14 protein-coding genes and 1 pseudogene are annotated in these 19092 nt (G+C 43.7%); 13 read left to right on the forward strand and 2 right to left on the reverse strand.

Features of this window, described 5'->3' with window-relative positions:
- The 4 genes and pseudogenes from JFC08_RS10910 to JFC08_RS10925 all read left to right on the forward strand — a co-directional run.
- Positions 1-132 (forward strand): annotated as a pseudogene (locus tag JFC08_RS10910) (zinc ribbon domain-containing protein); the annotation flags it as partial.
- A 70-nt stretch (positions 133-202) separates the two neighbouring features.
- A complete protein-coding gene (locus JFC08_RS10915; protein ID WP_198330715.1) occupies positions 203-1606 on the forward strand; it encodes a DASH family cryptochrome in 1404 nt (467 codons plus the stop codon).
- 199 nt (positions 1607-1805) lie between these two features.
- On the forward strand, positions 1806-3047 hold the full coding sequence (locus tag JFC08_RS10920; RefSeq protein WP_198330716.1) for an NnrS family protein: 1242 nt from the start codon (positions 1806-1808) through the stop codon (positions 3045-3047).
- Positions 3048-3323: 276 nt separating this feature from the next.
- The gene (locus JFC08_RS10925) at positions 3324-3842 is read left to right on the forward strand and encodes an Rrf2 family transcriptional regulator (protein ID WP_198330717.1); all 519 of its coding nucleotides are present in this window, start codon (positions 3324-3326) and stop codon (positions 3840-3842) included.
- Positions 3843-3936: 94 nt separating this feature from the next.
- Here the strand turns inward: JFC08_RS10925 and JFC08_RS10930 are convergent, their stop codons facing one another.
- Positions 3937-4683 (reverse strand): hypothetical protein, encoded by a 747-nt coding sequence (locus JFC08_RS10930; protein ID WP_198330718.1) that lies wholly within the window; start codon positions 4681-4683, stop codon positions 3937-3939.
- 301 nt (positions 4684-4984) lie between these two features.
- On the opposite strand from JFC08_RS10930, the gene JFC08_RS10935 reads away from it, so the two are divergent.
- Positions 4985-5776 carry an ankyrin repeat domain-containing protein gene (locus tag JFC08_RS10935; RefSeq protein ID WP_227697742.1) on the forward strand — a complete coding sequence of 264 codons (792 nt, stop codon included), beginning with the start codon at positions 4985-4987 and terminating at the stop codon, positions 5774-5776.
- 151 nt (positions 5777-5927) lie between these two features.
- Here JFC08_RS10935 and JFC08_RS10940 read toward each other — a convergent pair whose 3' ends face one another.
- Positions 5928-6917: a dienelactone hydrolase family protein gene (locus JFC08_RS10940; RefSeq protein ID WP_198330719.1), complete on the reverse strand. Its 990-nt coding sequence runs from the start codon at positions 6915-6917 to the stop codon at positions 5928-5930.
- Positions 6918-7329: 412 nt separating this feature from the next.
- On the opposite strand from JFC08_RS10940, the gene JFC08_RS10945 reads away from it, so the two are divergent.
- The 8 genes from JFC08_RS10945 to mmsB all read left to right on the forward strand — a co-directional run bounded on the left by JFC08_RS10945 (position 7330) and on the right by mmsB (position 19076).
- Positions 7330-8529: an MFS transporter gene (locus JFC08_RS10945; RefSeq protein ID WP_170108259.1), complete on the forward strand. Its 1200-nt coding sequence runs from the start codon at positions 7330-7332 to the stop codon at positions 8527-8529.
- 313 nt (positions 8530-8842) lie between these two features.
- Positions 8843-10513 carry a fatty acid--CoA ligase gene (locus JFC08_RS10950; protein ID WP_198330720.1) on the forward strand — a complete coding sequence of 557 codons (1671 nt, stop codon included), beginning with the start codon at positions 8843-8845 and terminating at the stop codon, positions 10511-10513.
- 218 nt (positions 10514-10731) lie between these two features.
- Entirely contained in the window at positions 10732-12786 is a 2055-nt protein-coding gene (locus JFC08_RS10955) for a propionate--CoA ligase (protein WP_211181340.1), read from the forward strand.
- 360 nt (positions 12787-13146) lie between these two features.
- Entirely contained in the window at positions 13147-14631 is a 1485-nt protein-coding gene (locus JFC08_RS10960; RefSeq protein WP_109590045.1) for a CoA-acylating methylmalonate-semialdehyde dehydrogenase, read from the forward strand.
- Positions 14632-14694: 63 nt separating this feature from the next.
- Entirely contained in the window at positions 14695-15855 is a 1161-nt protein-coding gene (locus JFC08_RS10965) for an acyl-CoA dehydrogenase family protein (RefSeq protein ID WP_198330721.1), read from the forward strand.
- A gap of 80 nt (positions 15856-15935) precedes the next feature.
- The gene (locus JFC08_RS10970) at positions 15936-16718 is read left to right on the forward strand and encodes an enoyl-CoA hydratase (RefSeq protein ID WP_198330722.1); all 783 of its coding nucleotides are present in this window, start codon (positions 15936-15938) and stop codon (positions 16716-16718) included.
- Positions 16719-16778: 60 nt separating this feature from the next.
- On the forward strand, positions 16779-18008 hold the full coding sequence (locus tag JFC08_RS10975) for an enoyl-CoA hydratase/isomerase family protein (RefSeq protein ID WP_198330723.1): 1230 nt from the start codon (positions 16779-16781) through the stop codon (positions 18006-18008).
- A gap of 123 nt (positions 18009-18131) precedes the next feature.
- Positions 18132-19076: a 3-hydroxyisobutyrate dehydrogenase gene (gene mmsB, locus JFC08_RS10980; RefSeq protein WP_198330724.1), complete on the forward strand. Its 945-nt coding sequence runs from the start codon at positions 18132-18134 to the stop codon at positions 19074-19076.
- The last annotated feature ends 16 nt before the right edge of the window (positions 19077-19092 follow it).

The raw sequence follows: 19092 nt of genomic DNA on the forward strand, positions 1-19092 counted from the left end.
TAGATCAGCGCTTGGTATAAGAGTATGGTTTTGTCGTTCTTGTAAAACGACCCATAACAGAGACGTTAATGGAGCAAAAAACATTCTTGCGGTCGGGCTTGGCCGTCTTTAGTAGGAATCCCCTTCCTTTGAGGGCGGGGAGGAAGTCAAAGTTTAGACTCAGCTTCAAGTGAGCGCGTTTAACTACTTGGGAATCGAGAGTATGTCAAATCACCAATCAGACAACGCATCAAATAAGTCAGTCAAAAAAGCGGTATTGGTCTTATTTCATAACGATTTGCGCATAGAGGACAATGAAACGTTAGTCAAAGCGGCGACATTGGCTAAAAGTAATCAAGGCAACCTGATGCTCATCTATGCTGATTTTTTGGCTGATTGCATTCAATCGAGAGAGAGCCGTCAAGCTTACCACTTTAATGAGATGGGCGCTGCTCGTCAGCAGTTCTTGTCTGAGAGTTTGGCAGATTTGGATCGATCGCTTCAGCGCCTTGGTAATCGATTACTGTATCTGTTGCCAAGCTATTTATCAAAGAGTCATTTGTCGCCAGATAAGGTAGAGTCTGCCTTAAATACCTTTACTAAGTTATGCCAGCTCATTGAGCAGCAACAAGTCACCGATATCTGTGTCAGCCACACGGTAGATTATAATCAAAATAAAGGCTATGCTGCCTTGCAGAGCAAATATCCGCAGATAATATGGCACAGGCAATCAACCCATATGCTATTTGCTGATTTACCGACACAAGACCTGCCCAAAAGCTTTACCCAGTTTCGCAAAAAGGTTGAAGCAAGCCATGATTTATTGAATGCTGACGACGAGGTGGCTGTTTTTCCTACGCCAAAGTCGCTACCGCCAATGCCTGATGCGTTGATGGGTCATAGTAAATACCTTTTTAAAACACAAGCATCTAATGAGCAAGCGCTTAGCTTTAAAGGTGGTGAAACAAATGCAATGATTCATTTAACTCACTATTTTGATTCTGCTGCGCCGCGCACTTATAAAACCACACGTAATGCATTGGATGACTGGACGCATTCTACTAAATTCTCGCCTTGGCTGGCAAAAGGTTGCTTGTCTGTGAAAATACTGTTGAATCGCTTACGTCATTATGAGCGTGAGATTATCGCCAATGAGTCAACGTATTGGATATGGTTTGAGCTGCTGTGGCGCGAGTATTTTTATTGGTATGCGATTGAACATGGTAGCAATCTATTTTTGTTTAAGGGCATTGGTCATCAATTACCAGCTACTCATTTTGACGATCAGCGTTTGCAGCAATGGCAGAATGGCAGCATGCCATATCCTATCGTCAATGCCTGCATGAATCAGCTAAAGCAAACAGGGTATATGTCCAATCGAGGCAGACAAATCGTTGCTAGCTGCTTTATTCATGAGCTGGGTTTAGACTGGCGTTACGGTGCAACCTATTTTGAGCAGCATCTTATCGATTATGATGTCGCGAGTAATTGGGGGAATTGGCAATATCTAGCGGGCGTAGGCGCTGATCCAAGAGGATGTCGGCAATTTAATCTTAGCAAGCAAACCCAACAATACGACCCCAATGCTGAGTTCATTGATAAATGGCAAGGCCGTCATGTAAGTTAAAGCGGTTTATAGATTTTAGACCATAAATGCTGAATAGCACGTTTTAAACCGCTTAATAGTCTTATCAGCGGTTATTTTTTATGCTAATAGCAAACCGTTATAATGAGTTATAAAATTATCACTATTGTATAACTTATAACATTCATTTAAAATGAATCTTTAAGTTAAACTCTATTCACATGCTTCTAAGAAGACTGCCATGCAATCGATCAACTTACCCAGCAAGCCGCCCAGCTCTCCGCATCCTATTCTGAATTTGAGCTTTCGAATATTTTTTAGTGCTGCCGCGCTATTTGCCGTGATAACGATGCTGCTATGGTCTTTTGTATTTACCGGTCATACAGATATTGACGCACAAGCACTGAATCCGTTGTACTGGCACGGTCATGAGATGGTCTATGGTTATGCCTTGGCGGTCATTGCAGGATTTCTCCTCACGGCAGTGAAGACGTGGACAGGGGTAATGATGCCGCATGGTTATAAGCTGCTGGCTATATTTGGCTGTTGGCTGTTGGCACGTTTGAGCTGGGCAGGTTTTGGGCTTGGTATGACGGTTGAGGGTAGCAGTATATCGTTGTTATATGTCGCCGCAGTATTTGACTTATTGTTTATCGCTTCGATGGCATTTGTGATATGTCGAGCGGTATTACAGGTCAAGCAGTATAAGCAAATGGGCATCTTAGCGAAACTGGCATTATTGACCATTGGCAATGGAATCTGCTACTGGGGTATTATCAATGCCGATATGAGTATGACTAAAATAGGTATTTATCTAGGGTTTTATTTGATTATCGGCTTGGTGCTGACCATTGGTCGCCGCGTGGTGCCATTCTTTATTGAACGTGGTCTGAGTGTTGGAACGACGGAAGTCATCAAGTTGCGCAATAGTAAAGTACAGGATATTGCGAGTTTATTGTTTTTCTTAGCGTTTTTTATCAGTGACTTGTTTTATCCTAATAAGTATCTGCTGACTATTACGGCGCTTGGCGTAGCAGTGGTTAATATCGTCCGTCTGGTAGGCTGGTATCATCGCGGTATCTGGCAAAAGCCATTGCTTTGGTCATTATATGTTGCATTTTTGGGCATGTGTTTGAGTTTTCTGCTGTATGCGCTGCAACCATGGTTGGGCTATACTCATAGTATTGCGATGCATGGGCTTGCCATTGCAGGCGTTGGTATGATGACCGTGGCGATGATGACGCGGGTATCGCTTGGTCATACGGGACGTAGCATTCATCAGCCGCCCAAGACGGTGAATATTATGTATGGTCTGATGGTATTAGCATTTGTCAGTCGCGTGCTATTGCCGCTTGCCGATATGAGTCACTATCTGTTATGGATCATGATTGCCCAAGGGGCGTGGATTGCTTGCTTCCTGCTATTTTGCATCAGTTATTTGCCGATGCTGGCACGTCCTAGACCTGATGGTTTGTTTGGTTAGAGCCTTTAGAGCAGTTATAATGTTATCGCCAAAAGAATAGGGGATTTATCAAAATTTATCGCCTTAGTATTGATATTCTTAAGTAGGTTATTTTGCAAATGTTATAAGACCTTTGTTTTCCAGACACTGTTTGTTTAAAATACTGTTTGTTCAAAATACCGTTTATCTGAGACACTGATTTTTCAAGACCCTCATTTTTAAACTCATATAGTTACATTGCTAAAGTTTAGGCTGATACATACTTGAGAGATTTATATAAAATAGGAGCGCAAATAAATGCGATTGACCAATTATAGCGATTATGCGCTGCGCTCATTGATTTACTTGGCGGTGAGACCAGAGCCGCCATTGCTCGCAAATATCAGTGATATTGCCGACAGTTATGGCATTTCTAAAAGTCATTTGACCAAGATTATTCATCAGTTGGGTCAGCTTGGTTATATAGAAAGTGTGCGTGGTAAAAATGGTGGTATACGTTTGGCTCGTGCGCCAAAAGACATCAATTTGGGTGTATTAATTAAACAAATAGAGCCAGACTTTGATTTGGTCGAATGCTTTGCGACACCCGCGAATGATAAGAGTAGTGATGGTCGACAGACTGGTTCAACAGGTTTGCCTATTACGCTTATTGATGAAACGACAAATAACGCTAGAGGCTGTGTCATTAGCCCAGCATGCCAACTAAAAAGTGTATTCTTTGAAGCATTAACGGCATTTATTAACGTCCTTGAGCGCTATACCTTGGCAGATATCATCAATAACCAAGATGAGCTAGCGTCTTTATTGTTTCGTTAATAACTTTTAATGTTGATGGCATCATTGCAAAAAAGGGAGCGACCATCTTGGTCACTCCTTTTGTTATGCTTCTAATGTAAGATTATACGGTCAATTAAGATTTTTCTAATTTTGCGCGAGCTTTATCAATGGCTTTTAATAGCGCCACTTCAAACTCACCGTCATTGAATGTCACTAAATAGGAATGTGCGGCGCAGAAATTATGCACATCGCGCCATTCATGTGCCAAAGTGCTTGCCCAATCGCAATATTGCTTGCCTGCATCGGGCTCATTTTTTAGCGCTTTTTTGGTCGTTGGGTGCAGTATCAGTTCAGGTAATATCGCCTCTAATAACTTCATCGGTGGACTCATAAAGGTATCATCGACGTGCAAGCTTTGACTGGCAGGATGATAGGCTAATAGTGAGCCTGCATGAATCATCTCATTGGGTGAGATATAGTGGATGCCTTGTGACATTGAGAACTTAAGCTCAGGGTAACGCTTGGCGACCGCATCGCTTTCAACCAAGTCATCTGACCATTTTACTTCAGGTACTTTTTTATGGTGGCGGCTACTGCCATAAAAGGTCGCCTGAGGGAAGTCTTTTGCCATTTGTGCACAGTGCACCGTATGGAATGGGTGGACGTTCAGTACTGCTTCGACATCTTGACCATTATTGGTTAATGCCATCACCTCATCGCGTACGTCACCAGTCAATGAATAGCTATCCAAAAATATAAACTTTCCTGAGTTTAACTGTATAAGTGAGCATTGAGTACCAATATTTAGAACACCGCCAATGCGAAAAGATCCGCGTATATTCCAAAATCCTGCCCCTAAATCATGAATTTTATCGGTCATTAAAATTATTCCTTAGTGTTTTTATTCGAGTTTCTTGATGTCTTAGCAATTTTAATAATGAATCTTTCTTATCAGTAGATGACAATTTATTATAAATGACCTCTTATTATGGTGAGTCATGTACCTAAAGTCTGTTATAAAAAAGATGTTGATTGTTAGGTTCAGTGTATAACGCTAAAGTCGGATATAAGCCTACATTAATCGAGGATCATTGTCATTCATAGCTTATAATTTATAGATTATTATTTAATGAATCTGTATAATATCTCTCACTATTTAATTTATATTTGAAGGTTGAGTCATGAGATTTTTTGGAAAAATGAGCGCATCAGCGGTTATGGCAACGATGTTATTAGCAGGTTGCTCAAGCCTAAACAATGATAACAGCGTCACTAAAATGGACACTATCCAAGCTGCTCAAACCGCACCCGTCCCACAAGTGGGTTTTCGTTTCAGCACTACTGAGAATGTTGATCTTGCCAATCAAAACAAACTTTCTTGGCGTGTGTTTTATGACAAACCCTCTACAGGTGCAGATGCTACTTGGTTTGACGCCGTAAAACATGGTGATCTAGCCACGGTCAAATACATGGTTAACAATGGTCAAGACTTAGAAGTAAAAGATACAGGTAGCCTAAACCAAACGGCGTTAGGCTGGGCTGCCTTTATCGGCTATGAAGATATGGTCGATTATTTAGTCAGTAAAGGCGCTGATATCTATGCTAAAGATGACGGTGATGTGTATAACGTCATGAAATCTGCTGTACTGGGGAAAAATACCAATATTGTCAAAAAAGTACATACGTTATTGAATGAAAAAGCGCCTGTGGACTTAAATGATCAGACGGTAGAAAGTGATGGTGAAACCTTGATTATGGTTGCAGCTAGTAATAATCGCCTTGAAACTGTCAACTATTTATTGGCGCAAGGTGCTAATCCAAATCTAGTGGCAACGACCAAAGACAAAAAAATGGTCTCGTATAATCAAGGTGCCTATTCATATGCGTGTTCGCGAGATTTGGTTGATATGCAAAAGCTATTAGCCGCCAATGGTGCTGTGAATCATCGCACTGGCAAAGCGAGCTGTGAATAATTGCGTTAATGACTTTATAAAAAAGGCTGCCATTTCGGTAGCCTTTTTCTATGCTAAGCGCTCCTAAGTCAGAGATTGACCAGCAGATTGTTTATCAGTACCTAGTTTATAAGTACCTAGTTTATAAGTGCTTTTCTCATGAGCACCTCGTTTATGAGCAGTTTTTATAGTCGTAAGCGGATATACGAGGATTGTTACCATAGTTGTCGTTACGACATAAAAACTGATCAAAGCGGGTATCGCCATTAATATAGCGATGCATCCAAGCAATACCCGGCTTGCTCAGTAATATCTCATTAAAACGATAACTTGGACAAAAATGGCTACCGTTCTTTATCTCAATCTTCATTTTTGCGCCTGTAGCCTTATCATAAAAATGACTGCTGTATTTTTTATTTGAGGCAATACGGTCATTTTGGCAAGTAATGAATAAAGCAGGCGTGTTCATTTCGCCATAGTCTTTATTATGATAGGGCGTTTGCGCAATAATCGCTCGAACCGTCTGACGTTTTGTCGCTAGCTGGAGTGCGCCGCCGCCGCCCATTGACCAGCCAATAGCACCCAAGCGCGTACTATCTATCTGAGCGTTTACCGTATCGTCACGAAGCATATGATCAAGCGCGGCACTTAACTGCGCCGCACGGCTCTCTGGGTCATCATAAATGGAGTTGGTATCGATGGTAATAACCACAAATCCCCAAGATGCCAAACGCGGCCCCCACCATTTAATAGAAGATTCGTAGGACACATAACCGGGTACTACTGCGATTCCGCCTAACAAACCACAGTCGCCTGCATTGGTTGGATAATAAATGGTTCCGCCACCAAAGCCATTGGCTAACTGACGAGGAACGGGTTTTTTGGCCACCGAAAAAGGCCCCTTATCACGCGTATCTGACAGATTATCCGCTGTAATAATACTGTCGGCGATACAGTTTGACGGCACGGCTGGTGTTGATACAGGCGATGTTATTGCAACCGCTGACGCTATCGGGGTTGATACTATTTTGGTCGATTGCTCTTTAATTGTGAGCTTGTTCGTTGCGGCTACTTCGTCTAACGTAACTGCCGACGCATTTATAGAAAAAACTAGGATACCTATAGCGACAATCCATTGCGAATAATAAGGGTATTTGGGCATGATAGAGAGTCTGCTATAGGTGAGTTGGATTTCGCTGCAGGTTATATTTTGTGGATATAAGTTTTTGTGAATTGCATTTATATATAATAGATCAAAATAATAGTAGACAGTAATCTGCTTGCTGTCAAAAATATACGTCACCTACGCAGTATACAAAGCAGCAATTTTTAGTGTTCAACAGACCCTAAGCATCAATAAAGCAATACCGATAACACACCGAAACCAGAGTCTGGTATTTGGTGTGCTAAAATCATACCTGACGGCTATCCCTAGCATCAGCCATTATTGTCATCATTGTTTTCGTCATTATTTCAGCTATTATCGTCCTATTTCTATTACTCACGCCAGATCATCCGCGTCCAACATAGCCTGTATCCCTGTGAAAAATACCATCAGTAAATCCCAAAATAATATGCCAGAACCTCTATCTACACCAATCAATAATGCAACATCGTGGGTCTTAAAACTCACCATTGGCTTGATTGGGATGTTTGCTTTTTTGCAAGTGTATTCTATTCAGGCCATTTTGCCCGTATTAATGGTAGACCTGTCTGCAACTGAGGTGCAAGCTGGCATGATCGTCGGTGCAACGGTGATGGCGATTGCTATTATGTCGCCATTCTTAGGCATGCTGTCTGACGCTGTGGGGCGTAAATCCTTTATCGTTGGCGCATTATTATTTTTAGCGATACCAACTGCTTTAATTGCCCAAAGTCCGAGTATTGGTTGGATGGGTATGTGGCGGTTTATGCAAGGGTTGTCTGTACCGGGCATTACCGTGGTGACGATTGCTTATATCGGTGAAGAGTTTGAGGGACGCGCTGTCACAGAACTGATGTCGTTCTATGTCTCAGGCTCGGTACTTGGCGGCTTCATGGGGCGATTTTTGCTTGGGCATTTGCACGAGCTTATCGGCTGGCGTGCAGGCTATTATGTGATGGCAGCGATGACCCTTATCGGTGCGCTGTGGGTCGGCAAAATGCTGCCATCGTCACAGCAGTTTGTGGCCAATCCGAATTTTCGTTCCGCGATGCAGACGCTCGGTGAGCATCTAACCAATCGTTATGTGGTGACGGCTTGTCTGCTAGGAGCGTGTGTTTTATTCTCACTCGTGGGTTGTTTTACCTTTATCAATCTACATCTTGCTAAGACGCCATATGAGTTGAATACGGGTGCGCTTGCCAATATTTTTGCCGTTTATTTGATAGGCGTTGTCATCACGCCATTGTCGACGACCTTGCTACGTCGCTTTGGTTCAGCGCGCACAGTGCGCGTGGCTGTTTTCGTTTCTATGATTGGGGTGCTGTTAACGCTAGTAACGCCGTTATGGGGCATTATTATTGGTCTTGCTATTATGTCCTCAGGTGTCTTTATCACCCAAGCTGCTACCATCAGTTATATCGCCGTCAATGTTAAAAAAGGGCGCTCATTGGCGTCTGGTTTATATTACATGGGGTATTATGCTGGCGGTACGATGGGTGCGTGGTTATGCGGTATGGCTTATGCGCGCGGGCAGTGGTCGCTCACAGTATGGCTGCTCTTATTTGTACAGATTTTGGCATTACTGGTTGCCAGTTTTGGCATGATTAAAACAAAATCACGCGCGGCTTGATGGCTGTTTTTGAGCAATTTTCATCAAGCTATTGCAGCTTAGGATGTTTACGTAAGGTTGCTTTACATAGCATCTATTTTTTCTTACTATCGATATAGCCTGTTCAATACACCCTAATAATTCTATTAATACTGTTAGCCACTATCAATTTTTAAACAGCCAATTTTTAAATAGATACTGTTTTAAATAACCACTGGTTAAACCGCAATTTTTTATAAATAAAAGCTAAAATAACTAGGGCTGCGTGCCATCAATTATTTATGATTCACCCGCATAATAACTTATCCGCATGACCAACAAGGACGTCACATCTATGTCAAATATTTACCACAGCGCCCCTTCTGCTTACGATTATCCCTTATTAGTTAAGCAGCTATTGAACCGTGCCAAAACGGTGTCGCTAGAGCAAGAAATCGTTTATGCTGACAAAAAACGCCTTACCTATAAAGATTTATTCAATCGTATCAATCGCTTGGCCAATGTCTTAGCAGGTTTAAATCTAGATGCAGGTGATATAGTGGCGGTGATGGATTGGGACAGCCATCGTTATCTTGAGTCGTATTTCGCTGTACCGATGTCAGAGTATATTTTACAAACCGTTAATATCCGCCTATCGCCAGAAAAAATTCTTTATACAATCAATCATGCTAAGCCAAAAGTGCTGCTGCTTAATTCTGAGTTTGCGCCATTGGTCAAAAGCTATCAGTTTGAAAACTCTAGTATTGAGCACATTATTTGGCTAGATGATGATGGCGTGACATCTGAAGGAGTCTTCGGTGGTAATCAAAACCGCGTAGTAGGTGAGTATGAAGCGTTATTACAAGCTGCCGATAGTGAGTTTGACTTCCCAGATTTTGATGAAAATACCATTGCCACAACGTTTTATACCTCAGGCACGACGGGCGATCCAAAAGGCGTGTTCTTTAGCCACCGCCAGTTAGTATTGCATACTCTTAGCGAAGCGGCGACACTAGGTATGCTGCCCGACAAGCAAGGCGTCAGCTACGGTGATGTCTATATGCCGATGACGCCGATGTTCCACGTTCATGCGTGGGGCTTTCCATTTACTGCGACCATGGCTGGTCTGAAGCAAGTGTATCCGGGACGCTATGCACCAGATGTGTTAATGGATTTGATTATTAATGAAAAAGTTAGTATTACCCATTGTGTCCCAACGATTTTGCAAATGGTGCTCAAAGAAGCGCAAGATCGCGGTGCTAGCTTTAATGGTTTAAAAATGATCATCGGTGGTTCACGATTGACAGAAGGCTTGGCAAAAACAGCCATGGCACAAGGCATCGAAGTATATACTGGTTATGGTATGTCAGAGACAGCGCCCCTTATTAGCTTGACAGAATTTAGTCTCGATGAGCCTAAAATGAGTGAAGATGAAGATATCGCTCGCCGTTGTATGACTGGTAAGCCCGTACTGATGGTGGATGCTCAAATATGGAGTACCAATAATGAGTCGGTTGGTACCGGTCAAGACAATACGGGTGAGCTGGTATTGCGCGCACCTTGGCTAACGCAAAGCTATCTAAAAAATGACGATGCGGGCAAAGAGCTGTGGGAAAACGGCTATATGCACACCCAAGACATTGCTTATATACGTCCTGATGGTTATATTAGAATTACTGATCGCTTAAAAGATGTCATTAAGTCAGGCGGCGAGTGGATATCGTCATTAGAGATTGAGACGATTTTGTCGTTACATCCAGCGGTCGCTGACGTATCTGTGATTGGGGTACGTGACAAACAGTGGGGCGAGCGTCCATTGGCCTTGATTGTGTTAAAACCTAATGCTCAAGACACGAGCGTTGATGATATCAAAGCCATTGCCGAGAAAGCCGTAGAGCGGGGTATTATTCCGAAATATGGTGTGCCAAGTCAGTTTAAGTTCGTCAATGAGTTGCCAAAGACTTCTGTTGGTAAGCATGACAAAAAAGTGATGCGTGAGATGTATGCTGATCAAACTGAGGTATAGGTTCAAAGTGGCTTAACTATTGAGCAGATAACTGGCTTAATAGTTGACCTTTATTGTTAGCTCTGCTACATTTTAAACCGATACCTACTAAATCGATACGTAGTGTATCGGTTTTTTGTTCTATTAGAGATAGCTGGCAGGGATAGCCAATCTTTACTATGACATTATTAGACAATATTACATCGTATTACCCATCATTTATGCTAAGGACAGCTATTATGAGCGAGCAAACCGCCACTTCAGTGACCAACCAATCGTCAGACCAAGCTCAGACTTCTCAAGCGTCATCCAATACCACTCAAACTTTTGCTGAAATTTATCACTCTTCTATTGAAAATAAAGAGCAGTTTTGGGCAGAGCAAGCCAAGCGTATCTATTGGCATAAAGAGCCTGTGCAAATACTTGATGACAGCAATCTGCCTTTTGCTAAATGGTATGTCGGTGGTGAGACCAATCTTTGTTATAACTGTGTGGATCGCCATCTCGCAGAGCGCGCAGAGCAGGATGCTTTTATCTGGCTATCCACTGAGATTAACCAAGAGTTAATAGAAACCTTTCCTGGTGTCGTCGATGCGTTTAGAGATTTGGGTAATAACGTTGAGCTTTATACGGACTATACCAAGCGTCGCCTGACCTATAATGACCTTTATAAAGAAGTCAATTATTTTGCCGATGTGCTACAGCGTCATGGTGTTGGCAAGGGTGATCGCGTCGTCATTTATATGCCGATGATATTGGAAGCCGCTTATGCCATGTTGGCTTGTGCTCGTATTGGTGCGGTACATTCAGTGGTATTTGGTGGTTTTGCTGCACATAACTTAGCCATTCGTATGGATGATGCCGAAGCAAAAATGGTAATCACGGTGGATGCAGGTCTGCGTGGCGGTAAAGTTATTAACTATAAAAACCTTGTCAATCAAGGCGTTGAGCAAGCAACGATTAAGCCAGAACATGTATTGGTCGTCAATCGAGGTATTTTACCATTTGAGCCAAAAAGTATCGATGTCGATTATGCGACCCAGCGCCGTATCAGCTGTGAAGCTAATGCGATTGTAGAGCCTGTTTGGCTCGAGTCAAATACACCATCGTATCTTCTCTATACTTCAGGCACGACGGGTACGCCAAAAGGTGTGCAACGTGATACAGGTGGTCATGCAGTCGCGCTAACGACGTCAATGGACTATATCTACGATGGCAAGGCAGGTGAGACATTTTGGGCGATATCAGATATCGGCTGGGCAGTGGGACACTCTTATACTATTTATGCACCATTGCTGGCTGGCATGACGAGTGTAATGTATGAAGGTTTGCCGCATCGTCCAAACCCTGGCATTTGGTGGCGAATTGTTGAAGCAAACAAGGTAAATATCTTATTCACGGCACCGACTGGTGTCCGTATGTTGAAAAAACAAGATGAGACATGGATGACGCGCTATGATGTCTCTAGCGTAAAATCCTTCTTTTTGGCAGGCGAGCCACTGGATGAATCGACAGCCAATTGGCTGACCAAGCATCTAGGCGTACCAATTTTAGACCATTATTGGCAAACAGAATCTGGCTGGCCCATTCTAAGTAACACGCCCAAATTCAATCATAAACCGCACAAACAAGGCTCACCCGGTTACCCCATGTATGGTTACGATGCACATGTCATCAATGAAGAAACAGGCGAACCGTGTAAAGCTGGCGAAAAAGGATTACTCGCGATTCGTGCACCATTGCCGCCCGGTTGTCTGACCACGGTATGGCGTAATGATGAACGCTTTGTCAGTAGCTATTTTGGTCTGTTTGATGGCAAGCAATACTCAACCTCAGACTATGCCGTGACTGATGAGGAGGGTTATTTTTATATCTTAGGGCGCACTGACGATGTGATTAACGTCGCCGGTCATCGTATTGGCACGCAAGAAATTGAAGAGGCGATTAGCACGCATCCAGAAATGGCAGAATGTGCGGTTGTGGGTATTCATGATGAATTGAAAGGAGAGTTGCCGATAGCCTTTTGTGTGCTGAGAGATCATGAACAAGTGGCGACGACCGAAAACCGTTTCCGTATTGAGCAGCAGGTCATCGGTGCTGTGGTCAAATCCCTTGGTGGTATCGCAAGACCAGCGGCAATTTATTTCCCGCAAGCACTACCAAAAACGCGCTCTGGCAAAATCTTACGTCGAGCCATTCGTGCTCTAGCAGAAGGCAACGAAACAGGAGATATGTCAACGCTTGATAATCCAACAGCGATTGAGGCGATTAAGCAGTCTATGAAAGACTACTAATACGATGGCGTATTAATTGAAAAAAGCCATCTAACGTTAATATTGAAAAAAAGCTCATGCACAATCATGGGCTTTTTTGTTTTCAATTTAAGGCGTCTCTTCATTTTTATCACTACTTAGTCGCTTTCGCTCAAACTGAAAATATACCTTACATAAAGTTTTTTTCGTTAACATAAACTCAGATAAAATTTTGACAAAGCGCTTGACCCTAAAAATGGTTTATTGGTATAGTCAATAACGATACGAAATAAATCATTTTATAAATTACGTTTGATCGATAAAAGCTCATCATTTTTTCTCTCTTTTTGAATATTAAGACACCGCTAAAGGGTAGTCTCGCAAACAAGATAAGGATATCTTATGCACCACGTCAAGCAGCTCATCAATGGTCAATTTGTTGATTCTAATACCAGTGAATGGATTGATATCACCGATCCTGCCACGCAAGAAGTCATAGCCAAAGTTCCGCAAACCACAGACGATGAAATCAATCAGGCGGTTGCAGCAGCCAAAGCCGCTTTTCAAACGTGGCGCAAAACACCGATTACCACACGTGCGCGTATCTTTCTAAAATATCAGGCACTGATTCGTGACCATATGGATGAGCTAGCAGAAATCTTGACCGCAGAGCAGGGCAAGACTATTGCTGATGCACGCGGTGATGTATTCCGTGGTTTAGAAGTGGTTGAGCATGCTGCTGGGATTGCAAATCTACAGATTGGCGATTTCGTTGAAAACGTTGCCTCAGGCGTTGATACCTATAGTATTTGGCAGCCGCTTGGTGTTTGTGCTGGTATCACGCCGTTCAACTTCCCAGCGATGATTCCTCTGTGGATGTTCCCAATGGCGATTGCCACGGGCAATACTTTTATCCTAAAACCTTCTGAACAAGATCCGATGGTGACCATGCGTTTGGTTGAGCTAGCGGTTGAAGCGGGCGTACCTGAAGGTGTGCTAAACGTCGTACATGGTGGCAAGGCGACCGTTGATGCGATTTGTGATCATCCTGATATCAAAGCAGTTTCATTTGTCGGTTCGACCAACGTCGGCAAACACGTTTATGAGCGTGCCAGTCAATCAGGAAAACGTGCACAGTGTATGATGGGCGCGAAAAACCATGGTGTTATATTGCCAGATGCCAATAAAGAGCAAACGCTAAATCAGCTAGCTGGTGCTGCATTTGGTGCTGCTGGTCAACGTTGTATGGCATTGTCAGTTGTGGTGCTAGTGGGCGCTGCGGGTGAATGGATTGATGATATCAAGGCCAAAGCAGAAGGTTTAATCGTCTCAGCTGGTAAGCATGATAAAGACTTAGGTCCGCTAATTTCTCCCGCGGCAAAAGCGCGTGTTGAGCATTTGATTGGTACTGGTGTAGAAGAAGGGGCAAGCTTGATTCTTGATGGTCGCGGTATTACGGTTGAAGGGTATGAGAAAGGCAACTTTGTAGGACCTACTATCTTTGATAACGTCACTGCGGATATGCAAATTTACAAAGAAGAAATCTTTGGACCTGTACTGTGCATCATGCGTGCTGCCAGCTTAGATGAAGCGATTGAATTACTCAACGCCAATCCACATGGTAATGGTACGGCTATCTTTACTCAGTCAGGTGCAGCTGCGCATAAGTTCCAACAAGATATCCAAGTGGGCCAAATCGGTATTAACTTGCCGATTCCTGTACCATTACCAATGTTCTCATTCTCAGGCTCGCGTGCCAGTAAACTTGGTGATCTCGGTCCTTATGGTAAGCAAGCGGTACAGTTCTATACTCAAACTAAGACCGTCACGGCGCGCTGGTTTGATGATGAGGCGAGCCGCGGGGTTAATACCACTATTTCAATTTAACGCTGAATCACCTATATTTGCATTGACGCTTTAATACACTCTATTCAGCACAAGGATGACCCCATGGATTTTTCATTGACCGATGACCAAATTGCCTTTCGCCAAACTGCTAGACAGTTTGCACAAAAAGAGCTAAAGCCCAATGCCGCTGAATGGGATCGCACTTCGCATTTTCCGATTGATGTGATTAAAAAATCAGGCGAGCTTGGATTTTTAGGGTTATATACCAACCCTGACTATGATGGTTTGGGATTGCCGCGTTTAGATTCTGCCATGGTGTTTGAGGAGTTAGCATGGGGTGATACCGCGGTCGCTGCTTATATGAGTATTCATAATATGGCAGGCTGGATGATTGGTGAGTTTGGCAGTGATGCATTGTGCAAAAAATATTTGCCCAATATGGTTAGTGGTGAATGGCTGGGCAGTTATTGTCTGACGGAACCTAATGCCGGTTCTGATGCCGCATCACTGCGTACCAAAGCCGATAAGCAAGGCGAGCATTATATTCTTAACGGCGAAAAAACCTTTATCTCAGGGGCAGGTTCCACTGATGTGTTAGTGGTTATGGCACGTACGGGCGCTGCAGGTCCAAAGGGGATTTCAGCATTCGTCGTTGATGCAGACAGTGCTGGTATCGAATACGGCAAAAACGAGCATAAAATGGGCTGGAAAGCGCAGCCAACGCGGACGATTAGCTTTAAAGATGTCAAAGTGCCAGTAGAAAACCTCATCGGTGAGGAAGGTCAAGGTTTTCGTATTGCCATGAAAGGTTTAGATGGCGGGCGGATTAATATTGGTATCTGTGCAGTAGGAACAGCGCAAGCGGCGCTTGAGACAGCGACCAATTATGTACAAGAGCGCAGTCAGTTTGGCAGCCCGATTGCCAGCTTACAATCGGTACAATTTAAGCTTGCCGATATGCTGACTCAAACCATCACTGCACGGCAAATGCTGTATTTAGCGGCCAGCAAAGTCGACAATAATGATGCACAGGCCTCTACTTATTGCGCCATGGCAAAGCGTTTGTCTACTGACTTGTGTTTCGATGTTGCCAATGAAGCTCTGCAACTACACGGTGGCTACGGTTATCTTAATGAGTATCCGCTTGAACGTCATGTGCGAGATTTGCGTGTGCATCAGATTTTAGAAGGTACCAATGAGATTATGCGCGTGATTGTCTCACGCCAGCTGCTACAAGACGATACGCTAAGCCAGTTACGCTAATCATTTTATATAAATAGATAGTTTGCCTATTCGAATGTATGGATAAAGCAATTTTATAAAAATTATAACAAGGATATTTCATGACGGATTATACCAACTTAAAACTATCGATTGATGGTCATATTGCAACGCTAACCCTAAATAACCCACCTGCTCATACGTGGACGATGGATAGTCTCAAGGCGCTTAAGCAGCTGGTCACTGATCTCAATACCAATGATGAGGTATATTCACTAATTGTTCATGGCAATGGCGAAAAGTTCTTTTCAGCAGGTGCCGATTTAAATAATTTTGCAGATGGTGATAAAGGTCGTGCGATCAGTATGGCGATAGCCTTTGGTGAAGCGTTCGAGGCACTGTCAGCCTATCGCGGCGTGAGCATCGCGGTCATCAATGGCTATGCGATGGGCGGTGGTCTTGAGTGCGCACTCGCTTGCGATATCCGTATCGCAGAAGCGCATGCGCAAATGGCATTGCCTGAGACTGGTGTGGGCTTATTGCCGTGTGCTGGTGGTACGCAAAATCTAACAGCTTTAGTAGGTGAAGGCTGGGCAAAGCGTATGATATTATGCGGTGAGCGTGTCGATGCCCAGACTGCACTACGCATTGGCTTAGTCGAAGAAGTCACTGCAAAAGGTGACGGTTTATTAGCAGCACAAGCACTAGCGCAAAAAGTCGCTAAGCAATCACCAGTTGCCGTTAGCTATTCCAAAGCACTTATTCAAGCAGCAAGACACACACCGCCTGCGCAAAACCTTATCCATGAGCGCGAAGCCTTTGTTAAATTATTTGATACCAAAGATCAGCGTGAAGGCGTGCAAGCATTTTTAGAGAAGCGTAAGCCCATTTGGAAAAATAAATAAACGCCATAAAATCAAACTTAATGATACTATTTTTTCTTTTAATATTTGTAGGTCACCTTTATGACAACAGCTATAGAAGGCAAACCAGAAGCGCCTGTACTATTCAGCACCGAGCCGACAGATTGTGGTCACCTGATTGGAATAATGACGTTAAACACACCCAAATCACTTAATGCCCTTAGCGTTGAGATGTGTCAGTTATTAGCCCAGCAGCTAGAGCAGTGGCAAAATGACGATCGGATAGTAGCATTGGTATTAAAAGGCGCAGGCGATAAGGCATTTTGTGCTGGCGGTGATATTCGTAAGCTTTATGACAGTATGTCTATTGATGCACCGCTACCGAATCCTTATGCGACAGAATTTTTTGGTCATGAATATCGTCTTTATCGGCAAATGCACTTTTATTCCAAACCACTAATACTCTGGGGTGACGGCATTATTATGGGTGGCGGCATGGGCTTGATGGCAGGTTGTAGTCACCGCTTGGTCACAGAGCGCACGCGATTTGCCATGCCAGAAGTGACTATTGGGCTGTTCCCTGATGCTTCTGGCAGTTGGTTTTTGCAGCGTATGCCAGCTAAGACGGGCTTGTTTTTAGGGCTAACGGGTGCGATGTGTAATGGCAGTGATGCGCTATTAGCCAATCTTGCAGAGTATGCCGTTGCCAGTAGTGATTATGATGCCGTCATACAAGGTTTAAAACAGAGTAATTGGCAATCGCTAGCTGACAGCACAGATAAATTCTACAACGATAGCGCCCATAGTATTGTTAGCCGTGCACTAGCCGCGCAGCCCGTTGCCGAGTTACCGCCAAGTAAGCTTGCGACATACTGGCAACCTATCCAGCAGTTGATGAACAGCGGCGGACTGGGTGATATCGATGCTTTATTACAAAGTGATGCAGCACTCGAAAACATAGATACAGAGTTTGCCAATGATAGCTGGACGCAGCGAGCAGTAGATACTTATCGCCATGGCTGTCCAGTTACTGCTGCTTTAACTTATGCGCTTTATTATAAAGTCACTGACTTATCGCTAGAGCAAGTTCTGTATTTAGAAGCCAATGTAGCCGTACATTGTGCCGCCAATCCTGACTTTAAAGAAGGGGTACGTGCGCTGCTCATTGATAAAGATCGTAATCCACAATGGTCGCGTTCACTAGCAGACTGCCTAAGTAGCGAAGGGCAGGCGTACATACAGCAGCACTTTGTGAACCCTTATGCTACAGATGAGCATCCGTTAGGCGATTGGTTGGGTGATAAGGCTTTAGGCAGTCAGTCTGTGCGTTAAAAATTGAATTTATCAATTCAATATAGACATCAAATTAAAATTACACTCAATTAAATAGTTTACAGCTATATGTGTAGCAACGCCTGCGCGCATGATTAATACTAACCATCAAGGAATGATGAGATGAATACAAAGGATGTAAATGCCACCGATAACGATACTACTAAGCCAAATATTGCTTTTATCGGACTTGGTAATATGGGCGCACCAATGGCTGAAAACTTGTTAAAGGCAGGTTATACGCTATCGGTTTATGATTTATCTGCAGAGGCAACGGCGCGTTTGCAACAAGCGGGCGCCAGTGTAGCTGATAGCCCTAAAGATGCTGTCCAAAACGCCCAAGTGATCATCAGTATGTTACCTGCTGGCAAGCACGTCCATTCTGTCTATTTAGGAGATAATGGCGCTGACGGTCTACTTGCAGAGTTACCACAGGGCACATTGGTGATTGACAGCAGTACCATTGCAGCGGCTGATGCAAGAACAGTGGCGGAGGCGGCAAGCAAGCTTGGCATAGACTTCTTAGATGCTCCAGTCTCCGGTGGTACGGGCGGTGCTATCGCTGGTACGTTAACCTTTATCGTCGGTGGCAGCACTGATGCCTTTGCCAAAGCTGAGCCGATACTGGCTGTAATGGGCAAAAATATCTTTCATGCAGGCGAGCATGGTGCCGGACAAGTCGCAAAAATCTGTAATAACATGCTGTTAGGCATTCTCATGGCAGGAACGGCAGAAGCAATTAATCTGGGCGTCAAAAACGGTCTGGACCCTAAAGTGCTATCAGATATTATGCTGCAAAGCTCAGGTCGTAACTGGACGTTAGAAGTCTACAATCCTTATCCGCAAGTGATGGAAAATGTCCCCTCTAGCAATGGCTATCAAGGCGGCTTTATGAGTAAGCTAATGCAAAAAGACCTTAACCTTGCCATGCAGACCGCTGAAGATACTCAGGTAGAGACACCGATGGGCGCTAAAGCGACAGAGCTTTATGCTGCACATACTGTCGAGAACGGCGATAGAGATTTTTCAAGCATTATGGCGCGACACGACAGCTCTGTATTGACTTAAATTATCAAAGTACCTA

The organism is Psychrobacter cibarius (genome assembly GCF_016107535.1).
In the GTDB taxonomy this organism is placed as follows: Bacteria; Pseudomonadota; Gammaproteobacteria; order Pseudomonadales; family Moraxellaceae; genus Psychrobacter; species Psychrobacter cibarius.

Excerpts from the sequence above, each read along its gene's own strand:
- JFC08_RS10965 (WP_198330721.1), top strand. The coding sequence starts at position 14,695 with ATGGATTTTTCATTGACCGATGACCAAATTGCCTTTCGCCAAACTGCT.
- JFC08_RS10975 (WP_198330723.1), top strand. The coding sequence starts at position 16,779 with ATGACAACAGCTATAGAAGGCAAACCAGAAGCGCCTGTACTATTCAGC.
- JFC08_RS10930 (WP_198330718.1), bottom strand. The coding sequence starts at position 4,683 with ATGACCGATAAAATTCATGATTTAGGGGCAGGATTTTGGAATATACGC.
- JFC08_RS10925 (WP_198330717.1), top strand. The coding sequence starts at position 3,324 with ATGCGATTGACCAATTATAGCGATTATGCGCTGCGCTCATTGATTTAC.
- JFC08_RS10920 (WP_198330716.1), top strand. The coding sequence starts at position 1,806 with ATGCAATCGATCAACTTACCCAGCAAGCCGCCCAGCTCTCCGCATCCT.
- JFC08_RS10935 (WP_227697742.1), top strand. The coding sequence starts at position 4,985 with ATGAGATTTTTTGGAAAAATGAGCGCATCAGCGGTTATGGCAACGATG.
- mmsB (WP_198330724.1), top strand. The coding sequence starts at position 18,132 with ATGAATACAAAGGATGTAAATGCCACCGATAACGATACTACTAAGCCA.
- JFC08_RS10940 (WP_198330719.1), bottom strand. The coding sequence starts at position 6,917 with ATGCCCAAATACCCTTATTATTCGCAATGGATTGTCGCTATAGGTATC.
- JFC08_RS10950 (WP_198330720.1), top strand. The coding sequence starts at position 8,843 with ATGTCAAATATTTACCACAGCGCCCCTTCTGCTTACGATTATCCCTTA.
- JFC08_RS10970 (WP_198330722.1), top strand. The coding sequence starts at position 15,936 with ATGACGGATTATACCAACTTAAAACTATCGATTGATGGTCATATTGCA.
- JFC08_RS10945 (WP_170108259.1), top strand. The coding sequence starts at position 7,330 with ATGCCAGAACCTCTATCTACACCAATCAATAATGCAACATCGTGGGTC.
- JFC08_RS10955 (WP_211181340.1), top strand. The coding sequence starts at position 10,732 with ATGAGCGAGCAAACCGCCACTTCAGTGACCAACCAATCGTCAGACCAA.
- JFC08_RS10915 (WP_198330715.1), top strand. The coding sequence starts at position 203 with ATGTCAAATCACCAATCAGACAACGCATCAAATAAGTCAGTCAAAAAA.
- JFC08_RS10960 (WP_109590045.1), top strand. The coding sequence starts at position 13,147 with ATGCACCACGTCAAGCAGCTCATCAATGGTCAATTTGTTGATTCTAAT.